Source organism: Microbacterium sp. PF5 (genome assembly GCF_004794315.1).
GTDB classification, from domain to species: domain Bacteria; phylum Actinomycetota; class Actinomycetes; order Actinomycetales; family Microbacteriaceae; genus Microbacterium; species Microbacterium sufflavum.
The window spans coordinates 34982-53806 of sequence record NZ_SSDQ01000106.1; the positions used below are offsets into that span (position 1 = coordinate 34982).

16 protein-coding genes are annotated in these 18825 nt (G+C 71.3%); 10 read left to right on the top strand and 6 right to left on the bottom strand.

Annotated features, from left to right (window positions below; genetic code table 11):
• Positions 1-80: 80 nt before the first annotated feature.
• The 3 genes from DW297_RS08325 to DW297_RS08335 are packed head-to-tail and all read right to left on the bottom strand — an operon-like array spanning position 81 to position 5853.
• Complete coding sequence (locus tag DW297_RS08325) at positions 81-3533, bottom strand: error-prone DNA polymerase (RefSeq protein ID WP_136031256.1); 3453 nt, start codon at positions 3531-3533, stop codon at positions 81-83.
• Positions 3533-5071, bottom strand: a complete 1539-nt coding sequence (locus DW297_RS08330; RefSeq protein ID WP_136031258.1) for a DNA polymerase Y family protein — start codon at positions 5069-5071, stop codon at positions 3533-3535. Before DW297_RS08330 ends, DW297_RS08325 begins: the two co-directional genes overlap by 1 nt.
• Positions 5068-5853, bottom strand: coding sequence for a hypothetical protein (locus tag DW297_RS08335; RefSeq protein ID WP_136031260.1), 786 nt, complete (start codon positions 5851-5853; stop codon positions 5068-5070). Before DW297_RS08335 ends, DW297_RS08330 begins: the two co-directional genes overlap by 4 nt.
• Before the next feature lie 130 nt (positions 5854-5983).
• Between DW297_RS08335 and DW297_RS08340 the strand changes: the two genes are divergently transcribed.
• From DW297_RS08340 to DW297_RS08365, 6 genes are all read left to right on the top strand, one after another.
• Complete coding sequence (locus tag DW297_RS08340; protein ID WP_136031262.1) at positions 5984-6454, top strand: prepilin peptidase; 471 nt, start codon at positions 5984-5986, stop codon at positions 6452-6454.
• Between the two features lie 48 nt (positions 6455-6502).
• Positions 6503-6715, top strand: coding sequence for a hypothetical protein (locus DW297_RS08345; protein ID WP_046749348.1), 213 nt, complete (start codon positions 6503-6505; stop codon positions 6713-6715).
• On the top strand, positions 6708-7325 hold the full coding sequence (locus DW297_RS08350; RefSeq protein WP_136031264.1) for a CYTH domain-containing protein: 618 nt from the start codon (positions 6708-6710) through the stop codon (positions 7323-7325). The genes DW297_RS08345 and DW297_RS08350 overlap by 8 nt, the downstream gene beginning before the upstream one ends.
• A gap of 62 nt (positions 7326-7387) precedes the next feature.
• Positions 7388-8548: a type III polyketide synthase gene (locus DW297_RS08355; RefSeq protein WP_136031266.1), complete on the top strand. Its 1161-nt coding sequence runs from the start codon at positions 7388-7390 to the stop codon at positions 8546-8548.
• On the top strand, positions 8545-9267 hold the full coding sequence (locus tag DW297_RS08360; RefSeq protein ID WP_136031269.1) for a methyltransferase domain-containing protein: 723 nt from the start codon (positions 8545-8547) through the stop codon (positions 9265-9267). Before DW297_RS08355 ends, DW297_RS08360 begins: the two co-directional genes overlap by 4 nt.
• Positions 9254-10375, top strand: a complete 1122-nt coding sequence (locus DW297_RS08365) for an FAD-dependent oxidoreductase (protein ID WP_136031271.1) — start codon at positions 9254-9256, stop codon at positions 10373-10375. The genes DW297_RS08360 and DW297_RS08365 overlap by 14 nt, the downstream gene beginning before the upstream one ends.
• A gap of 51 nt (positions 10376-10426) precedes the next feature.
• Here DW297_RS08365 and lpdA read toward each other — a convergent pair whose 3' ends face one another.
• Positions 10427-11824 (bottom strand): dihydrolipoyl dehydrogenase, encoded by a 1398-nt coding sequence (gene lpdA / locus DW297_RS08370; protein ID WP_136031272.1) that lies wholly within the window; start codon positions 11822-11824, stop codon positions 10427-10429.
• Positions 11825-11833: 9 nt separating this feature from the next.
• On the bottom strand, positions 11834-12484 hold the full coding sequence (locus DW297_RS08375; protein ID WP_136031274.1) for a copper resistance CopC family protein: 651 nt from the start codon (positions 12482-12484) through the stop codon (positions 11834-11836).
• 100 nt (positions 12485-12584) lie between these two features.
• Here DW297_RS08375 and DW297_RS08380 point away from each other — a divergent pair, with 100 nt between their 5' ends.
• The 3 genes from DW297_RS08380 (at position 12585) to DW297_RS08390 (ending at position 14401) form a co-directional block, all read left to right on the top strand.
• Positions 12585-13070, top strand: coding sequence for an FHA domain-containing protein (locus tag DW297_RS08380; protein WP_136031276.1), 486 nt, complete (start codon positions 12585-12587; stop codon positions 13068-13070).
• A complete protein-coding gene (ftsR, locus tag DW297_RS08385) occupies positions 13070-13756 on the top strand; it encodes a transcriptional regulator FtsR (protein ID WP_136031278.1) in 687 nt (228 codons plus the stop codon). Before DW297_RS08380 ends, ftsR begins: the two co-directional genes overlap by 1 nt.
• Before the next feature lie 99 nt (positions 13757-13855).
• On the top strand, positions 13856-14401 hold the full coding sequence (locus DW297_RS08390) for a MerR family transcriptional regulator (RefSeq protein ID WP_136031281.1): 546 nt from the start codon (positions 13856-13858) through the stop codon (positions 14399-14401).
• Positions 14402-14473: 72 nt separating this feature from the next.
• Here the strand turns inward: DW297_RS08390 and DW297_RS08395 are convergent, their stop codons facing one another.
• Complete coding sequence (locus DW297_RS08395) at positions 14474-15286, bottom strand: ParA family protein (protein ID WP_136031283.1); 813 nt, start codon at positions 15284-15286, stop codon at positions 14474-14476.
• Positions 15287-15379: 93 nt separating this feature from the next.
• Here DW297_RS08395 and DW297_RS08400 point away from each other — a divergent pair, with 93 nt between their 5' ends.
• On the top strand, positions 15380-18787 hold the full coding sequence (locus tag DW297_RS08400) for a pyruvate carboxylase (protein WP_136031285.1): 3408 nt from the start codon (positions 15380-15382) through the stop codon (positions 18785-18787).
• Positions 18788-18825 lie beyond the last annotated feature (38 nt).

The window sequence follows — 18825 nt, forward strand, 5'->3', positions numbered from 1 at the left end:
CGCGCGGGGCCGGGGCGGGTGCCTGGTGCGGTCGGCGGACGTCCTTCGCTTCTGAGGGGCCTGCGCTGTCGGTGCCCGGGTCATCGGAAGTCCCGCGATCGGTGGGCCACGCCGGTCTGCAGATCCTCGAAGGCGTCGGCGAGCACGTTGACCACACCCTCGGGTGAGCGTTCGAGGATGCCGCGGATGATGAGTGCCGGCGACTCGCGGGCGATCCGGCCGAAGCGGCCCCAGACACCGGTGGAGCAGATCACGTTCACCAGACCGCTCTCGTCTTCGAGGTTCACGAAGGTGACCCCGGCCGCTGTCGCCGGTCGCTGTCGGTGGGTGACCAGCCCGGCGACCTCGATGCGTCGTCCCGTCTCGTGCTTCTGCAGATCGGCCGCGGTCAGCACCCCGCGGGTCTGGAGGGCTGCGCGGAAGTGTGCCATGGGGTGGTCGTCCGTCGAGATGCCCGTGGCCCAGAGATCGGCCGAGAGCCGTTCGTAACTCGTCTGGTCGGCGAACAGGGGAGGCTGCACAGCCACGGTCGTCCCCGGCAGGAAGCGGGAGCGGTCGTCGGCCGCGGCCCCGGCGAGCCAGATCGCCTCCCGCCGTTCGAGGCCGAGGCACGCGAAGGCGCCGGCGGTGGCGAGGGCTTCCAGCTGCGCCGCCGTCGCATCGGTCCGCCGCACCAGGTCGTGGAGATCGCGATAGGGGCCGTGGGCCTCACGCTCGGCGACGATCCGTTCCGCCAGCGGCACGCCGATGCCGCGGATGCCGCTGAGCCCGAGTCGCACCGCGAACCGCCCGTCCCTGCGGTGTGCCGCCGACTCGTCCGGCGCGCTCCGGTCGAAGCGCAGGACTTCCGGTTGCGGATCCGCCAGGCAGCTCTCCCTGCCCGTGGGCCCGGTGCCGCCGTCCGCGGCGACGGGTTCGAGCAGCTCGGTGGCCCCGGACAGGTGCAGATCGGGGCGGCGCACCTCCACCCCGTGCCGGCGGGCATCCGCCGTGAGTGTCGCGGGGGAGTAGAACCCCATCGGCTGCGACCGCAGCAGCCCGGCGAGGAAGGCCGCCGGGTAGTGCAGCTTCAGCCAGGAGCTCGCGTAGACGAGGAGCGCGAACGACAGCGAGTGCGACTCGGCGAAACCGAAGTTCGAGAACGCCTGGATCTGCGCGTAGATGCGGTCGGCGTCGTCGTCCACGAGTCCTCGCCTGGCCATCCCTGCGTAGAGCTTGCCCCGCACCTTCTCGATCTTCTCCAGCCCTCGTTTGGACCCCATCGCCCGCCGCAGCAGGTCCGCCTCGTCGGCCGTGCAGTCGCCCACCGCCGTGGCCATCTGGATCAGCTGCTCCTGGAAGATGGGGATCCCCAGGGTGCGCTTCAGGATGTCCTCCAGGTCGCTGTGCGGGTAGGGGATCGGGAAGTCCACCGGCGCCTCGCCCCTGGCCTCCCGCTCCCTGTTCTCCTCGTCCGTCCGGTCCTTCGCCATCTTGCGCCGCACGAACGGATGCACCGCGCCACCCTGGATGGGTCCGGGGCGGATCAGGGCGATCTGGATCGCGAGGTCGTAGAAGCGGCGGGGCTGCAGGCGGGGCAGCAGGCCGATCTGCGCTCGGGACTCGACCTGGAAGACGCCGATCGAGTCGGCGCGGCACAGCATGTCGTACACCCCGGCCTCCTCCTTCGGCAGGGTCTCCAGCGTCCATTCCTCGCCGGTGGCCTCGCGCACGAGGTCGAAGCAGTGCTGCAGGGCCGCGAGCATGCCGAGGCCGAGCAGGTCGAACTTCACCAGCCCCATGAAGGCGGCGTCGTCCTTGTCCCACTGGATGACCGTCCTGTCCTCCATGCGGGCGTGCTCCACCGGGACCACCTCGCCGACCGGGCGCGCGGTGAGCACCATGCCGCCGGAATGGATCCCCAGGTGACGGGGGGCCTTGAGCAGCTCGGCGGCGTAGTCGAGCACGGTGTCCGGGATGTCGTGGCCCTCGACGGGCTCGAGCCCCGACCCCCACCCGTCGACCTGCCGAGACCACGAGTCCTGCTGGCCCGGTGAGTACCCCAGGGCCCTGGCCATGTCGCGGACCGCGTTCTTCGGCCGGTACTGGATGACGTTCGCCACCTGGGCCGCCCGCTCTCTTCCGTACTCGCGATACACCCACTGGATGATCTCCTCCCGGCGCCGCGAGTCGAAGTCCACGTCGATGTCGGGCTCCTCCGTGCGCGTGGTGGCGAGGAACCGCTCGAACGGCAGCCGGTAGAGGATCGGGTCGACCGCGGTGATGCCCAGCAGGTAGCACACCGCGCTCGCCGCAGCGGAGCCTCGCCCCTGGCAGAGGATCCCGCGGCGACGGGCCTCGGCGACGATGCCGTGCACGATCAGGAAGTAGCCGGGGAAGTCCTTCTCCTCGATCACGTCGAGCTCGCGCTCGATGCGGCGGTGGCCGTCGGCGTCCAGCCGGGGGTACTTCGTCGGCACCGCCGCCCACACCAGGTGTCGCAGCCAGCTCATGGGCGTGTGGCCCGGCGGCACGTCCTGCCGAGGGAGGGCCGGGCGTGCCATGCGCAGCGGGAAGGCGGAGGCGGCGGCGATCTCCAGCCCGTGTGAGATCGCTCCGGGGTAGCGCGCGAAACGTGCCGTCATCTCGGCCCCGCTGCGCAGGTGTGCTCCGCCGTGCGCGGGCAGCCAGCCGTCGAGCTCGTCCATGCTGCGCACCGCCCTGACCGCGGCCACGGCCTCCGCGAGGGGAGCCTGCATCGGCCTGGCGTAGTGCACGTTGTTGGTCGCCACGACCGGCAGGCGCATCCGCCGCGCGAGGTCGGCGAGAGCGTCGTTGCGCCGTGTGTCCAGGGGCTCTCCGTGGTCGAAGAGCTCGACGGCCACGCTGTCGCTGCCGAACAGGTCGACGAGTCGTCGGAGCGGGGTGGCGGCGTCGCCGGCGTCGAGCCCTCGCCGGACCGCGCCCTTGCGGCAGCCGGTCAGGATCGTCCAGTGTCCGTCCGCGCGGGCGGCCAGGTCGTCGAGGTCGTACACGGGGCGTCCCTTCTCCCCGCCCCGCAGCTGGGCGGCGGTGATCGCCCCGGACAGCCGGTGGTAGCCCTCCATGCCGCGGGCGAGCACGAGCAGATGCTCGCCGGGCGGGTCGGCGGCGCCCTGCGGGGCGAGCGGCAGGTCGAGCGACAGTTCGGCTCCGAACACGGTCTGCAGCTGCACCTCCATGTGCTCCGCGAGCTCGGCGAAGCGCGCGGCGCCGTAGAACCCGTCGTGGTCCGTGAGGGCGAGTGCGCTCAGGCCCAGGCGTTCGGCTTCGGCCAGAAGGTCTTCGGGGGAGGAGGCGCCGTCGAGGAAGGAGTAGGAGGAGTGCGCGTGCAGCTCGGCATAGGGCACGGCGTCCTCCGGCCGCTTCGGCAGGGCGGGAGGGAGGCGCTTGCGGCGTCGGCTCACGGGTCCGGGGTCCGCTCGTCGCCCGGGGGTCGCGGACGGCGGGGCCGGATCGCCGCTGAGGGTGCGCTCCAGTTGATCCCAGCTCAGCGGCGGGTTGTGCCATCCCATCAGCGATACCTCCCTTCAGCCCACCAGCGCTCGCCGGCGTGGAAGACGAGCCAGGCGCGGTCGCGGTCGTCGACGATCTGGAGCCGATGCCCCCGCTTGCCGCCCCCCGGAGCCCACCGGCGTTCCTGCACCGGCCACGGCCCCGCCCAGGCCTGCACCCCGGCACCGTCGATGCGGGCGGGGTCGTTCGACAGCGCCCCGCGGTCGTCCACCGTGAGGACGCTCCCGTCGACCCCGACGACGCCGACCGGGCGGGGAGGGCGGAAGACCTCGGACGGCAGCGGATCGGGGAGGCTGCCCGGCCAGGGCGACCCGGGGTCCCGCGGGGGCACCACTCGTTCGCCCCACGGGGTGAGCACCTGACGGTCGGCCAGCCAGCGCCCACCCGACACGGCCGCCGTGACCACGCCCTGATGTCCGAGCATGGTCTGCACCCGGGAGACCGCGTGGTGCAGGCGCTCGTCGGTGCCCGATCCGAAGAGGCCGGGCTGATGGTGTGCCGCGTCGTCCACGGCGACGGGGAGGATGCGGACCGCCGCGATGCCGCCGAACGCCCTCGCCTCGTCCACGGGTTCCTTCGCGGTCAGCGCCGCCAGGGACTCCAGCTGCCAGCGCACCCGGTCGACGAGGTCGGAGGCGTCGAAGCACGTCGGGTGCAGCCAGGTGCGGGAGAAGACCTCGCCGCCATCGTCCGTCAGATCGATCCGCACCTCGGTGCAGACGACGGAGGCATCGGCGAGGGCGAGCAGTACGGCGTCGGCCGTCTGCCGCACGGCGAAGGCCACCTGGTCGGCGCCGCCCAGGGGGGTGTCGAACTCGATGCTCCGCGCCAGCTCGGGGTCGGGCGGGCGCGGGGTCAGCGGGCGGGAGTCGGCGCCGGAGGCGAGGGCGTGCATCCGGGCTCCCTGTTCGCCGAAACGGTCGCGCACGTCGAGCGGGTCGAGGGCGGTGAACGCGCCGAGGGTGCGCACCCCGAGTCGCAGGAGGAGCCCGCTGAGCTGCTCGTCGCGGAGCACCTGGACGGGGTACGGTGCCAGGAAATCCCGGGAGGCGCCGGGCGGGACGACCGTGCAGGGGGCCGTTCCCCGTGCGGCGATCTCGGCCGTGAAGGGACCGTCGGCGACCCCGACGCGCACCTCGGGGTAGCCGGCGTCGGCCAGGATCGCGGAGAGCGCCGCCGCCGCCTCCGCCTCGCCCCCGTGGTAGCGCGAGATGCCCCTGGCTCGCAGGATCGCGAGGCCCGGGCGCAGGAGCGTGACCCCGGGGGCGTGTCTCTCGATGACCTGCAGCACCGGGGCGAAGGCCCGTTCGTCCTTCCCCGGGTCGTGCGGGAGGACCCGGAGCGAGGAGAGGAGTCCCTGGGCGACGCGGCGACGTTGGCCGATGCGGACGCCGTGCGCTCGGGCCGAGGCGGTGCACGCGACGACCGTGTTCGCCTGCACCAGGGCCGTGGGCGGATGCGGCTGCCCGCCACCCAGGGCCGCCCGCAGGGGCCAGTCCGGGAACCACAGCACGAGGACGCGGAGGGGAGCGTTCATCCTGCCTCCGCCCAGAAGAGGAGCTCCGACGGGGCGGAGGTGCCCGACGCCTCCGGTTCGACGGAGAGCGGGGGCAGTGCGGTCAGCTCGGCCACCGCCGTCTCGACGGCACCGTGTCCGCCGGGGAGCCGCACCCGCACACTCGAGGCGCGCGGGCTGTGCCTGGTCCGGGCGGTGACCGTCACCGTGCAATCGGAGAGCAGGCCCCACCCCTCTCCGAGCCCGTGCCAGTCGGGGTCGTGCAGGCGGATGGTGCCCTCGCTCTGCGCCCACCGCCCCGCGCCCGGTTCCTCGGCGACCAGCAGGGTGGAGCCGCGGTCGCGCAGTCGAGCACTCAGCCGTGCGACATCCGCATCCCGGGCCCTCGACTCCGGCTGGACGACGATCAGCGGCACCACTTCGGCGAGGGCGGAGGTCACTGCGAGCCAGCGGTCTCCGGGAGACGGGACGAGGATGAGCCTGGTCAGGTCGATGCCGTAGGCGGCGGCGGCCTCCACCCCGAGGGTCGGCATGCCGATCACCGCGCACCAGTGCCCTTTGCCCGAGGCGGCACTGAGCAGCGCCAGCACGAGGGCCGGGGAGGGGGAGACCGTGTAGGAGGTGCCGGTCTGGAGTCCCTCATCGGGCAGCAGCGCAGCGAAGGCGGGGTCGAGGGGGAGCAGGGTGTGCTCGCTGCGCCGCCGCTGCATCCGGCTGATCTCGCGGCGCAGCCGCAGCACCTCTCCGGCGCGGTTGTCGCTGGTCGGAGAGAGCGCGGTCATCGCATCGAGCCCGATCCCCATGCATCCATCCTCGAAGATATGTACGAATAAAGCAAGTGACGTGAACGACGCTAATTCGTACATCGGACATCCGCGAAACCCTGTCCACAGGGGGTCATCGGCGCGCATGCTGCTCGCCTAGCCTGCCCGGATGGATCTCCGACTCGCCCTCATCGGCCTGGTGCACGGCGCCCTCCTCGGCGTCGGCGGATGGCTGGTCGTGATCGACGCCCGCACGCACCGTCTCCCCAACCGCATCGTGCTGCCCACGCTCGCCGCCCTGCTCCTGCTCGTCACCGTGGATGCCGTCGCGACGGGTCGGCCCGAGCCGATGATCCGTGCCCTGCTCGGCGGCGTCCTGCTCGGTGGCTTCTACCTGGTGCTGCGCGCGATCAGTCGCGCCGGCATGGGCGGGGGAGACGTCAAGCTCGCGGCGGTCATCGGGCTGCTGCTTGCGTGGCACGGCTGGACGGCGCTCGCGCTCGGCGCGGCGTCCGCATTCGTCCTCGGAGCCCTGTACGCGCTCGTGCTGATGGCGCTGCGGCGCGCCGACCGGGCGACCAGGATCGCGTTCGGACCGTGGATGATCGCGGGAGCCGTCCTCGGTGTCCTGCTCGGCTGAGCGGCCGGGCGCCGCGCGGATGGGGGAGGTCGGGTCTACTCTGGGCACATGGCACTCGCACGACTCCACGGCGGCCCGCTGGACGGGCAGATCATCCCCCTCGGCGATGCGGACGACAAGCTGATCGTCCCCTACAGCGAGACGCAGGTGGTGTACAACCGCCGCGGCGAGCCGCAGAACACGGGCGAGGGCGACGGCCCGACCGAGGTCGACTACTGGTTCGAGGAGTCGCTCGAAGACCTCACGCTCGAGGATGACTGAGCCCTCCCGCACGGTCGAGGTCGAGCGCACGTACGACGTCGACGACGACACTCCGCTCCCGCGGTGGGAGGCGATCCCGGGGGTCGATGCCGTGTCGTCCGGTGAGCACCGTGCCCTGGACGCGCACTATCTCGACACCGACGACGGCGCCCTCGCGCGCTCGGGCGTCGCGCTGCGTCGCCGCACGGGCGGCCCGGACGAGGGCTGGCACGTGAAGGGGCCGCGGCAGGGCGACGGACGCCTGGAGCTGGGATGGCCGCTCGGTGACACCGGCGAGACCGTTCCCGCCGTGGTCGTCGAGGCGATCTCCGGCTGGACGACGGCGCCGCTGACCCCCCTCGCGCGCATCGAGAACGACCGCACGGCCTACCTGCTCACGGGGCCGCGCGGCGTCGTGGCGGAGTTCGTGGACGATCGCGTCCGTGCGACCGACGTCCGCCGTGGCACGCGCCGCGCGTGGCGTGAGTGGGAGGTGGAGCTCGGTCCCGCCGCTCCCGCCGATGAGGCAGGACGCGCAGCCCTGTTCGCCGCGGTCGAGGGCGTGGTGCGTGCGGCCGGCGCCCGTGAGGCGTCCTCCGAGTCGAAGCTCGCCAGAGCGCTCGGGTTCTAGGCGCGCGACGGCCACGACGCAACCCCTTTTCCCCGGAGCTCGCCGGGTGGTTGAGTGGGCCCATGAGCCGACCGCCTGTGCTTCGATCGCTGCAGACGATCGTCCCCGAGACCGTTCTCGTGCAGGAGCAGGTGCGTGAGGTCTTCGCCGCCCAGCCCGGTCTCGGTCGGCTGGCTCAGCGCATCGTGTCGACCTCCTTCCGCGTGTCGGGGATCGACACACGGCACACCGTGATCGATGAACTCGCCGAGGGGGCGGAGCCGGACGAGCCGCTGTTCTACGACCGTCGCTCCGGTCGACTGCTCGCCCCGGGCACGAAAGCACGCAACGACTACTACACGCGGGAGGCCTCGCGGCTCTTCGTCGAGGCCGCCCGTCGCGCGCTCGACGCGGATCCCGACGTGACCGCCGCCGATGTCACGCACGTGATCACGGTGTCCTGCACGGGCTTCCACGCACCGGGACCGGAGTACGAGATCGTGCGGGGGCTCGGTCTGTCCGATGCGGTCCAGCGCTATCACCTGGGCTTCATGGGCTGTTACGCCTCCATGCCGGCGCTGCGGGCCGCTGCTCAGTTCTGCGCGGCCGATGAGAACGCGGTCGTGCTGGTCGTGAGCGTGGAGCTCTGCACCCTGCACCTGCGCTCCTCGGAGGATCCGGACACGATCGTGGCCTCCTCGCTCTTCGCCGACGGCGCTGCAGCGGGCGTCGTCACCGCGCGTGACCTCCCCTCGTCCGTTCCCGCGCTCCGCCTCGACGGCTTCCACACCGCGATCGTCCCGGAGGGCGTGGACGACATGGCCTGGACGATCGGCGACTCGGGGTTCGAGATGATCCTGTCGACCGCGGTGCCGCAGATCATCGGCGCGTCCATCATCGGGGCGCTGGGCCCGCTCTACTCCCGGGAGGACGGCCTCGCGGAGGCGTTCGCCGCCGGACGGGTGGGTGAACAGGTGCGGCACTGGGCGATCCATCCCGGCGGGCGGAGCATCCTCGACAGGGTGCAGGAGCGGATGGCGCTGAGCCACGCACAGCTGCGACCGGCGCGCGAGACGCTGCGCGAGTACGGCAACATGTCGAGTGCGACCGTGCTGTTCGTGCTGAAGCGGATCCTGGAGCGCGAGGGGGCCGAGCCGGGCGACCGCGTGGCTGCGATGGCGTTCGGCCCCGGTCTCACGGCGGAGAGCGCGCTGCTGACCGTGGTCGCCCCGGCGGCTTCATGAGTGTGGATCTCCGGGTCCGCGCGACCCACGTGCGGGAGCTGATGGACGACCCGCAGGCCGATGAGGAGATGCTCGGTCGCACGTACCAGCGGTTCGGTGCCGTGAACGCGGTGGTCTCCCGGCCCGGACGCCTCTACCGTCAGGACATCCGCCCGCGCGCGGCCGCCCGCCGGATCCGCATCCTGGACATCGGCGCGGGCGGTGGAGATCTGTGCCGCCTTCTCGTGCGGCGGCTGCGGCGGGACGGGCTCGAGGCCGACGTCACGGCGCTGGATGCGGATGAGCGCGCGATTCGGTGGGCGTCAGCGCACGACGCGGGGCTGGGCATCCGCTACCGGTGTGCGCTGTCGTCCGAGCTGGTCGAGGAGGGCGATCGGTACGACGTGGTGCTGTCGAATCACGTGCTGCATCACCTGGATGCCGGGGAGTTCGACGCGGTGCTGCGCGACTCGCAGGCCCTCACCGCTCCGGGCGGGCTGGTCTCGCATCACGACATCGCGCGCGGCCGCCTGGCGTACACGGCTTTCGCGGGTGCCACGTGGCCGCTCTCTCGCACGCTGCTCGCCGGTTCCTTCATCCGCGTGGACGGTCTGCGCAGTATCCGGCGCTCGTACACCGCGCGGGAGCTCGCCGCACTGGCGCCGTCGGGATGGAGCGTGCGCAGTCGTCTTCCCGCGCGACTGGAGCTGCGGTGGGAGGCGCCGCGTGCCGGAACATGACGTGCTCGTGGTCGGCGGCGGCCCCGTCGGGCTGCTCGTGGCGTGCCTGCTGGCACAGGACGGTCGGCGGGTGCGCGTGCACGAGCAGCGCGCGGAGCCCGGACGGCGCACGCGCGCGATCGGCATCCACCGTCCGGGGCTCGATGCCCTCGACGCGGCAGGGGTGGGCACAGCAGCGCGAGCGGAGGCGCTGCGACTGACGGGCGGCGAGGTGCGCAGCAGGGGGCGGCGCCTCGCGTCACTGGACTTCACCGCGGAGCGACCCGTCTACACACTGCCGCAGCCGCGGACGGAGGGGCTGCTGCGGGAGCGGTTGCAGCGTCTGCAGGGGGATGCGCTGGGCCTGGGCTCGACCGTCCGCTCTGTGCGCGACGACGGCACGGTCGTGCGGGTGGGCGTCGACGGGACCGACGGGCGGCTCGAGGAGACGGCGTCGATGGTCGTGGTCGCCGACGGTGTGCGCAGCCGTCTGCGTCGCGCGTTCGGGGTGGGCTGGGCGCGCCGACCGGGGCGGGCGCGCTACGCGATGCTCGACGTGGAGGCGCCGACGACTGACGACCGCGCGGTGCTGTTCTTCGAGCCGGACGGCCTCGTGGAGTCGTTCCCCCTCCCGGGCGGCCGTCGGCGGTGGGTGGTGCGCGAGGGCCGGGGTGGTCCGGTGGCGTCCGCGGCCGAGCTCGCGGCGGTCGTCGCGGCGCGCACCGGGCAGCGGCTGGTCGTGGACGACCGCGCCACGGTGTCGTCCTTCGTCGCCGCGCAGCATGCGGCGGAGCGGGTGCACCGGGGGCGCGTGGTGCTCCTGGGCGATGCGGCGCACGAGGTGAGCCCGATCGGGGGTCAGGGCATGAACCTCGGCTGGACGGCTGCCCTCCGGCTCGCCGCCGTCCTGCGCGACACCGAGCCGGGCGACAGGCCCGACCTCGACGCCTTCGCCCGTCGCACGCGGACGGCCGCCGCGCGGGCCCAGCGGCGCTCGGCGTTCTTCATGGCGATGGGCGCCCCCGCGCCGGTGCCGGTCGTCGCAGGCCGGGAGTCCCTGGTCCGCACGCTCGGCTCACCGGCGCTGCGCGCACGGACGACCGGCCTCCTCACGATGCACGGTCTCTGACGCACGAAGGCCCGGTCCGTGAGAGCGGACCGGGCCTTCGTGTGCGTGCGATCAGAAGTTGATCATGTGGCCGGCGAGGCCGTGGAAGCCCTCCTGCAGGGCCTCCGACAGCGTCGGGTGCGTGTGCACGTTGCGTGCCAGCTCGAGCGCCGTGAGGTCCCACTTCTGGGCGAGCGTGAGCTCGGGCAGAAGCTCCGACACGTCGGGGCCGATCATGTGCGCACCGATGAGCTCGAGGTGCTCGGCGTCGGCGATGAGCTTGACGAAGCCGACCGGCTCGCCGAGGCCGTGCGCCTTGCCGTTGGCCATGAACGGGAACGTCGCGACCTTGATCTCGCGCCCCTCGTCCTTCGCCTGCTGCTCGGTGAGCCCGAACGACGCGACCTGCGGCGAGCAGAACGTCGCGCGCGGCATCATCCGGTAGTCGCCCAGGGTCATCGTCTCCGCGCCGCCGATGGTCTCGGCCGCGACCACGCCCTGCGCCTCGGCCACGTGGGCGAGCTGCAGCTTGGCCGTCACGTCGCCGATGGCGTAGATGCCCTCGACGTTGGTGCGCATGTGGTCGTCGATGTCGATCGCGCCGCGCTCGGTGAGCTTCACGCCCGTGTTCTCGAGCCCGAAGCCCTCGACGTTCGGGGCGAACCCGACCGACATGAGCACCTTGTCGGCCTCGATCGAGCTCTGCTGGCCGTCCTTGCCCGTGTACGACACGGTGACGGACGAGCCGTTGTCGACGACCGACTCGACCTTGGTGGAGGTGAGGATGTCGACGCCGTAGTTCTTGTACTGCTTCGTGATCTCCTTCGACACATCGGCGTCCTCGTTGGGGAGCGCACGGTCGAGGAACTCGATGATCGTGACCTTCACGCCGTAGTTCGTCATCACGTAGGCGAACTCCATGCCGATCGCGCCGGCGCCGACGATCACGATGGACTTCGGCAGCTCACGGGAGAGGATCTGCTCCTCGTACGTCACCACGTTGTCGCTCAGCTGCACGCCCGGAAGCAGACGCACCTTGGAGCCCGTCGCGATGATCGCGTTGTCGAACGTGACCTCTTCGGTCGTGCCGTCGGCCTTGGCCACCGAGATGGCCTTCGGGCCGGTGAACGTGCCGCGCCCGTCGTACTCGGTCACCTTGTTCTTCTTCATGAGGAAGTGGATGCCCTTGACGCGCCCGTCGGCCACGACGCGGCTGCGGTCGAACGCCTTGCCGTAGTCGATGGTGAAGTCGCCGGAGATGCCGAAGAAGTCGGCCTTGTGCTTCAGAGTGTGCGCGAGCTCCGCGTTCTTCAGGAGCGCCTTGGAGGGGATGCAGCCGACGTTGAGGCACACACCACCCCAGTACTTCTCCTCGATGATCGCGGTGGACAGGCCGAGCTGTGCGCTGCGAACCGCAGCGACGTATCCGCCAGGACCTGCACCAAGGATGACGACGTCGTAGTGTGGCATGCCTTAAGCCTATCGCTCGGTGGGGGCGTCGGAATCGGACGGAGCGGTGCCGCCGCGACGGCGCATCGTCAGCCACACGGCGACGCCGATCACGATCAGGACGGCGAGGACCACGAGCACCCAGATCCACGCCGATGCGCCCGCGTCGTCGGGTGCCGTCGGGGCGGGGGATGCGGGCGTCGGGGTCTGCTCGGTCGGGGCCGCGGTGGCGGGAGCGGTGGTCGCGGGGGCGGTGGTCGGCGCGTCGGTCGCTGCCTCGTCGCCGGCGGTGACCGTGAAGGAGAACTCGCCGGAGGTGGGGTGACCGTCGCTGGACACGACCTTCCACACCACGTGATAGGCGCCGGCGGGGCCGCTGCCGCTGAGCGGCTGCGTGACGATCGCGCCGTCCACGGTCGCCGGCCCTTCGGTGACCGTCGCGCCGGAGGGGTCGGTCACGACCACCTCGGTCGCGCCCTCGCCGTCGATCAGCTTCGCGCTGAAGGTGAGGGTGAGCTCGGAGGGAACCGTCTCGACCGAGGAGTCCGCTGCGGGCGACGACGACACCAGGGCGTCGTGTGCCGAGGCGGAGAGGGGGGAGAAGAGCACGAGGAAGGCGGCGAGGAGGGCCGCGGCGAGGGCGATCGGGGTGGCCGGGTGGCGCAGGGCTTTGGTCTTCACCCCTCCACCCTATGGATCACCGGTATGCGACGGCTGAGTGCGAAAGCGACCTCCCCGGGGGCCTGCGGCATCCGTTAGTCTGGACAGTCAGGAGGGCACAGTGACAGACAGCGACAGCCGACCGGCCGGTGAAGCCGCCATCCATCGCTCCGGCGACCAGAAGCACGATGTGACGCAGACGTTCGGACACGACTCCGACCTGTCGTTCGTGCCGTTCGGCGTGGAGTTGACAGATGTCGAGCAGTCGGCCATCTCGGCGCTGCCCTCCGGCTCGGCTTTGCTGCTGGTCCGTTCGGGCGCCCTGGCCGGGGCACGCTACCTGCTCGACACCGACGTGACCACCGTCGGCCGCCACCCCGAGGCCGACATCTTCTTCGATGACGTGACCGTGTCTCGTCGGCACGCGGAGATCACGCGCAACGGCGCCGCGTTCGAGATCATCGACCAGCGGTCGCTCAACGGCACCTACGTGAACGGGGAGCGCGTCGACCGCAGCACGCTCACCGACGGCGCCGAGCTCCGTGTCGGCAAGTTCCGGCTGAACTTCTTCGCCTCGCCCCTCGATCGTCCGGCGGCGAACGCCTGATGGCGGCGACTTCCGCCCGCGAACGCTCGTCGTCCGCGGGCCTGCTGAGTATCGGTCAGGTGCTCGCTCGCCTCACGCCGGAGTTCCCCGACCTGACCTCCAGCAAGCTGCGGTTCCTCGAGGTGCAGGGCATCGTGCGCCCGTCGCGCACCGAGTCGGGGTACCGCAAGTTCTCCACCGCCGACATTGAGCGGCTGCGCCTCGGGCTCACGCTCCAGCGTGACCACTACCTTCCACTGAGCGTGATCCGCGAGCAGCTCGATCAGGCCGAGGCGACCGGCGATGCCGCTGCCCTCGTCCCGCCGCCGTCGATCTCACCCGCGCCGCGTCGCTACCGCCGCGATGAGCTCCTCGCTGCCGCCGGCGCCGGGCCGCAGCTGCTCAACGACGCCATCAGCACCGGCGTCATCACCGCGCAGGAGACCTATCCGGAGAACACGGTGGCGCTCCTGCGGGGACTCGTGGCGCTCGACCGGCACGGCATCGAGCCGCGTCACCTGCGTTCGCTGCGCCAAGGGGCGGAGCGGGAGGTGTCGCTGATCGAGTCGGCACTGTCGACACTGCTCCGACGCACGGACGCGCCGTCGCGCGCGCGAGCGAGCGAACTGGCTCCGGAGCTCGCGTCACGGATCGACGACGTGCGGGCGCTGTTCGTGAAGGACGCGCTGTCGCGCATCCTTTCGTAACGAACTGATTGCGACACACCTTCGGCCCCGCGCGGATGTCGTTGCCGGTGCCGGGGCACTGCTCTACCGTGGAGATAACCGTTCCAGGGAGGATTTCAGATGAATGCGGATGAGCTCGCAGGCGACCCGCGGTTCGTGACCGAACTCCTCTTCACCGACGGTCTCCCGGCCATGGATGACGAGGTCGGCTACCGCGGCGCCGTGGCCGCTCGCGCCGCCGGCATCACGTATCGCCAGCTCGACTACTGGGCCCGCACCGAGCTCGTCGTGCCCACCGTCCGTGGCGCCAGTGGCTCCGGATCGCAGCGTCTGTACGGCTTCCGTGACATCCTCGTCCTCAAGCTCGTCAAGAGCCTGCTCGACACCGGCATCTCCCTGCAGCAGATCCGCACCGCGGTGGAGGAGCTGCGCCGGGCCGGTATCCGCGACCTCGCGGGAACCACCCTCATGAGCGACGGCGCCTCGGTCTACCTCTGCACGTCCAACGACGAGGTCATCGACCTGGTTAGTCGCGGGCAGGGCGTGTTCGGCATCGCCGTCGGCAAGGTGCTCCGCGAGGTGGAGTCGACACTGGTCGCATTCGACCCGACGGCACCGGACCCCGTCGACGAACTGTCGGCCCGCCGGGCGAAGCGCACCGCCTGAGCGGCGCCCCCGCACACAAACGAAGAACGGCCACCCTCGAAGAGGATGGCCGTTTCGTCGTTCGTGCGTGTGTCAGCTCTGCGGACCGCTCTCCGGGACGGGGATCCGTCCGGTGCGGATGATGCGGTCGAGCAGCTGATCGAAGTCGGCCGCAAGCTCCTGTGCGGAATCGCCCGGCCAGATGTGCAGCGGCTTCGCCGCGCCCTGCGCCTGCTGCAGCGACGTGCGCTCGGGAAGCTGGGGGGAGAGCACGAGGGGACCGAACATGTCGCGCAGCTCCTTGATGCGGAACTGGTGCTCGATGGACTGCGGGCGCACGCGGTTCACCACGATGCCGAGCGGCTGGAGGCGAGGCGACAGGCCGCGACGGATCTCTTCGATGGCGCGCAGCGCGCGGTCGGCCGCCGCCACGGAGAAGAGCCCGGGCTCGGTCACCACCATCACGCGGTCGCTCGCCGCCCACGCGGTACGGGTCAGCGCGTTCAGCGACGGGGCGCAGTCGATGAGCACGAGGTCGTAGTCGGCCTCCACGGCCGCCAGCGCCTCCTCGAGCTTCCAGACGTCGCGGACGCTCGGGTGCGGTCCGTCGAAGTTGATGGCGGACGGGCTGCCGATCAGCACGTCGATGGTCCCGGGGTGGACCTTGGCCCAGCCGCTGGAGGTGATCGCCTGACGGACGGTCTTCTCCTTAGGGTTGGCCAGAACGTCGGCGACGTTGAGTCGCCCGGCGACCTGGATGTCCATCCCGGTGGAGACGTCGGACTGCGGATCGAGGTCGACGACGAGCGTCCGGACGCCCCGAGCGAAAGCCGCGGAGGCCAGCCCGAGTGTCACGGTCGTCTTGCCGACGCCCCCCTTGAGAGAGCTGACGCTGAGTACGTGCACGGACACCACGTTACCTTCCCCTAGGCTGGGGGAACACTCAGCCCCGCCCATGCGTGTGCGTCGACGCCGCGCATCGAGCTCTCAGAGGTGTGCATGTTCCAGAAGATCCTTGTGGCGAATCGCGGCGAGATCGCGATCCGGGCATTCCGAGCGGCAGTGGAGGTCGGGGCCCGCACCGTCGCGGTCTTCCCCCATGAAGATCGCGGTTCGGTGCACCGGCTGAAGGCCGACGAGGCGTACGAGATCGGTGAACGCGGCCACCCCGTCCGCGCCTACCTGGACGTCGACGAGATCATCCGCGTCGCCCGCGAGTCGGGCGCCGACGCGATCTACCCCGGCTACGGCTTCCTGTCCGAGAACCCGGAGCTGGCGGAGAAGGCTGCCGCGAACGGCATCGTCTTCATCGGGCCGCCCGCGAAGGTCCTGGAGATGGCGGGCAACAAGGTCGAGGCCAAGCGCCACGCGATCGAGGCCGGGGTGCCGGTGCTCCGATCGACCGAGGCCTCCGACGACGTCGACGCCCTGGTGGCGCAGGCGGAGGACATCGGGTTCCCGCTGTTCGCCAAGGCGGTCGCGGGTGGCGGCGGTCGTGGCATGCGGCGCGTCGAGACCCTGGGTGACCTCGCTCCGGCGCTGGCCGAGGCGATGCGCGAGGCCGGCAGTGCCTTCGGCGACCCCCGCATGTTCCTGGAGCAGGCCGTCGTGCGGCCACGCCACATCGAGGTGCAGATCCTGGCGGACAAGACGGGCGAGACCGTGCATCTGTTCGAGCGCGACTGCTCGGTGCAGCGACGCCATCAGAAGGTCGTCGAGATCGCCCCCGCGCCGAACCTCGACGACGACGTCCGGCACGCTCTGCACGGGTACGCCGTGGCCTTCGCACGCTCGATCGGCTATGAGAACGCCGGCACGGTGGAGTTCCTTCTGGAGACCGCGGGGGAGCGGGCCGGGGAGGTCGTGTTCATCGAGATGAACCCGCGCATCCAGGTCGAGCACACCGTGACGGAGGAGGTCACCGACGTCGACCTCGTGCAGAGCCAGCTGCGCATCGCCGCCGGCCAGACCCTGGCCGAGCTCGGTCTGCAGCAGGAGAACCTGCACCTGCGCGGTGCGGCGCTCCAGTGCCGCATCACGACGGAGGACCCGACGCAGGGCTTCCGTCCCGACACCGGGAAGATCACCACCTACCGTTCGCCCGGTGGCGCGGGGATCCGGCTCGACGGGGGAACCGTGCACCAGGGCGCGCAGATCAGCCCGCACTTCGACTCGATGCTGGCGAAGCTCACCTGCCGCGGCCGCGACTTCCCCGCGGCGGTGGCCCGTGCCCGTCGCGCGCTCGCGGAGTTCCGCATCCGCGGGGTGTCGACCAACATCCCGTTCCTGCAGGCGCTGCTCGACGACGCCGCGTTCGTGCGTGGCGACGTCAGTACCTCCTTCATCGACGAGCGCCCCGAGCTCCTGCGCGGACGCGTGTCGAAGGACCGTGGCACCAAGATCCTCAACTGGCTCGTCGACGTCACGGTCAACAAGCCGCACGGCGCGCATCCCGGGGTCGTCGACCCGGTGACGAAGCTCCCCGTGATCGACCTCGCCGCGACGCCGCCGTCCGGGTCGAGACAGCGTCTGCTCGACCTCGGCCCCGAGGGGTTCGCCCGCAGCCTCCGTGCACAGACGGCGCTCGCGATCACCGACACCACCTTCCGTGACGCGCACCAGTCGCTGCTGGCCACCCGGGTGCGCACGAAGGACCTGGTCGCCGCGGCGCCCTACCTCGCCCGGCTCACGCCCGAGCTGCTGTCGGTCGAGGCCTGGGGCGGTGCGACCTACGACGTCGCGCTGCGGTTCCTCGGCGAAGACCCGTGGGAGCGCCTCGACAAGCTGCGTGCCGCCCTGCCCAACGTGGCGATCCAGATGCTGTTGCGAGGACGCAACACGGTCGGCTACACCCCGTACCCGACCGCGGTGACACAGGCGTTCGTGGCGGAGGCGGCGGCGAGCGGCGTCGACATCTTCCGCATCTTCGACGCCCTGAACGACGTCGAGCAGATGCGTCCGGCGATCGAGGCGGTACGCAGCACGGGCACGGCCGTCGCGGAGGTCGCGCTGTGCTACACCGGCGACCTGCTCGACCCGGCGGAGGAGCTCTACACCCTCGACTACTACCTCGGCCTGGCGGATCAGATCGTCGCCGCGGGTGCCCACATCCTCGCGATCAAGGACATGGCGGGCCTGCTCCGACCGGCGGCCGCGGCGAAGCTCGTGACGGCGCTGCGCGATCGGTTCGACCTCCCCGTGCACCTGCACACCCACGACACCCCGGGCGGGCAGCTGGCGACGCTCCTCGCGGCCAGCGCGGCGGGCGTCGATGCGGTCGATGCGGCTTCCGCACCGCTGTCGGGAACCACGAGCCAGCCGTCGCTGTCGTCGCTGGTGGCCGCGCTCGCGCACACCGAGCGCGACAGCGGGCTGTCGCTCGCGGCGGTGTCCGACCTCGAGCCGTACTGGGAGGCCGTGCGGCGGCAGTATGCGCCGTTCGAGTCCGGGCTGCCGGGACCCACGGGGCGGGTCTACCACCACGAGATCCCGGGCGGTCAGCTGTCGAACCTGCGACAGCAGGCGAAGGCTCTGGGGCTGGCGGACGATTTCGAGCTCATCGAGGACATGTATGCCGCCGCCGACCGGATCCTCGGACGCGTGCCGAAGGTGACCCCCTCCTCGAAGGTCGTCGGAGATCTCGCTCTGCATCTCGCCGCGGTGAAGGCCGATCCCGCCGACTTCGAAGCGAACCCGGAGAAGTACGACGTGCCGGACTCCGTCGTCGGCTTCATGGCAGGCGAGCTCGGTGACCTGCCGGGCGGGTGGCCCGAGCCGTTCCGTTCCAAGGTGCTCGCCGGGCGATCGGTGCGTGCGGGGCTGACGGCCCTCACCGCCGAGGACGAGGCGGATCTCGCCGGATCGAGCGAGCAGCGCCGTTCGCGACTGAACACGCTGCTGTTCCCGGCGCCGACCGCCGAATTCCGTGAGCGCCGCGAGCTGTTCGGCGATCTGTCCGTGCTCGACACGAGCGACTACCTGTACGGGCTCGTTCCCGGGCAGGAGCACCTGATCGAGATCGACCGCGGTGTGCAGTTGTACGTCGGGCTCGAGGCGATCGGCGACGCCGACGACAGAGGCATGCGCACCGTGATGACGACGCTGAACGGTCAGCTCCGTCCGGTGTTCGTCCGCGACCGCTCCGTGGCGGTCGACGCGCACGAGGTGGAGAAGGCCGACACGTCCGTCCCCGGTCAGGTCGCGGCGCCGTTCTCCGGAGTGGTCACGCTCAAGGTCGAGGTCGGTGCGGCCGTCAGGGCCGGGGAACCGGTGGCATCGATCGAGGCGATGAAGATGGAGGCGGCCATCACCGCCCCCGTCGACGGCGTGATCGAGCGGCTTGCCATCGCCGAGACCCAGCAGGTCGACGCGGGTGATCTTTTGGTCGTCATCCGTCCGTCGCACTAATCTTGTGCGGGCGAGGCCGCGCACTGCGTTGCGCACCC

Excerpts from the sequence above, each read along its gene's own strand:
- DW297_RS08340 (WP_136031262.1), top strand. The coding sequence starts at position 5,984 with ATGGATCTCCGACTCGCCCTCATCGGCCTGGTGCACGGCGCCCTCCTC.
- DW297_RS08400 (WP_136031285.1), top strand. The coding sequence starts at position 15,380 with ATGTTCCAGAAGATCCTTGTGGCGAATCGCGGCGAGATCGCGATCCGG.
- ftsR (WP_136031278.1), top strand. The coding sequence starts at position 13,070 with ATGGCGGCGACTTCCGCCCGCGAACGCTCGTCGTCCGCGGGCCTGCTG.
- DW297_RS08345 (WP_046749348.1), top strand. The coding sequence starts at position 6,503 with ATGGCACTCGCACGACTCCACGGCGGCCCGCTGGACGGGCAGATCATC.
- lpdA (WP_136031272.1), bottom strand. The coding sequence starts at position 11,824 with ATGCCACACTACGACGTCGTCATCCTTGGTGCAGGTCCTGGCGGATAC.
- DW297_RS08350 (WP_136031264.1), top strand. The coding sequence starts at position 6,708 with ATGACTGAGCCCTCCCGCACGGTCGAGGTCGAGCGCACGTACGACGTC.
- DW297_RS08325 (WP_136031256.1), bottom strand. The coding sequence starts at position 3,533 with ATGGGATGGCACAACCCGCCGCTGAGCTGGGATCAACTGGAGCGCACC.
- DW297_RS08360 (WP_136031269.1), top strand. The coding sequence starts at position 8,545 with ATGAGTGTGGATCTCCGGGTCCGCGCGACCCACGTGCGGGAGCTGATG.
- DW297_RS08330 (WP_136031258.1), bottom strand. The coding sequence starts at position 5,071 with ATGAACGCTCCCCTCCGCGTCCTCGTGCTGTGGTTCCCGGACTGGCCC.
- DW297_RS08355 (WP_136031266.1), top strand. The coding sequence starts at position 7,388 with ATGAGCCGACCGCCTGTGCTTCGATCGCTGCAGACGATCGTCCCCGAG.
- DW297_RS08390 (WP_136031281.1), top strand. The coding sequence starts at position 13,856 with ATGAATGCGGATGAGCTCGCAGGCGACCCGCGGTTCGTGACCGAACTC.
- DW297_RS08335 (WP_136031260.1), bottom strand. The coding sequence starts at position 5,853 with ATGGGGATCGGGCTCGATGCGATGACCGCGCTCTCTCCGACCAGCGAC.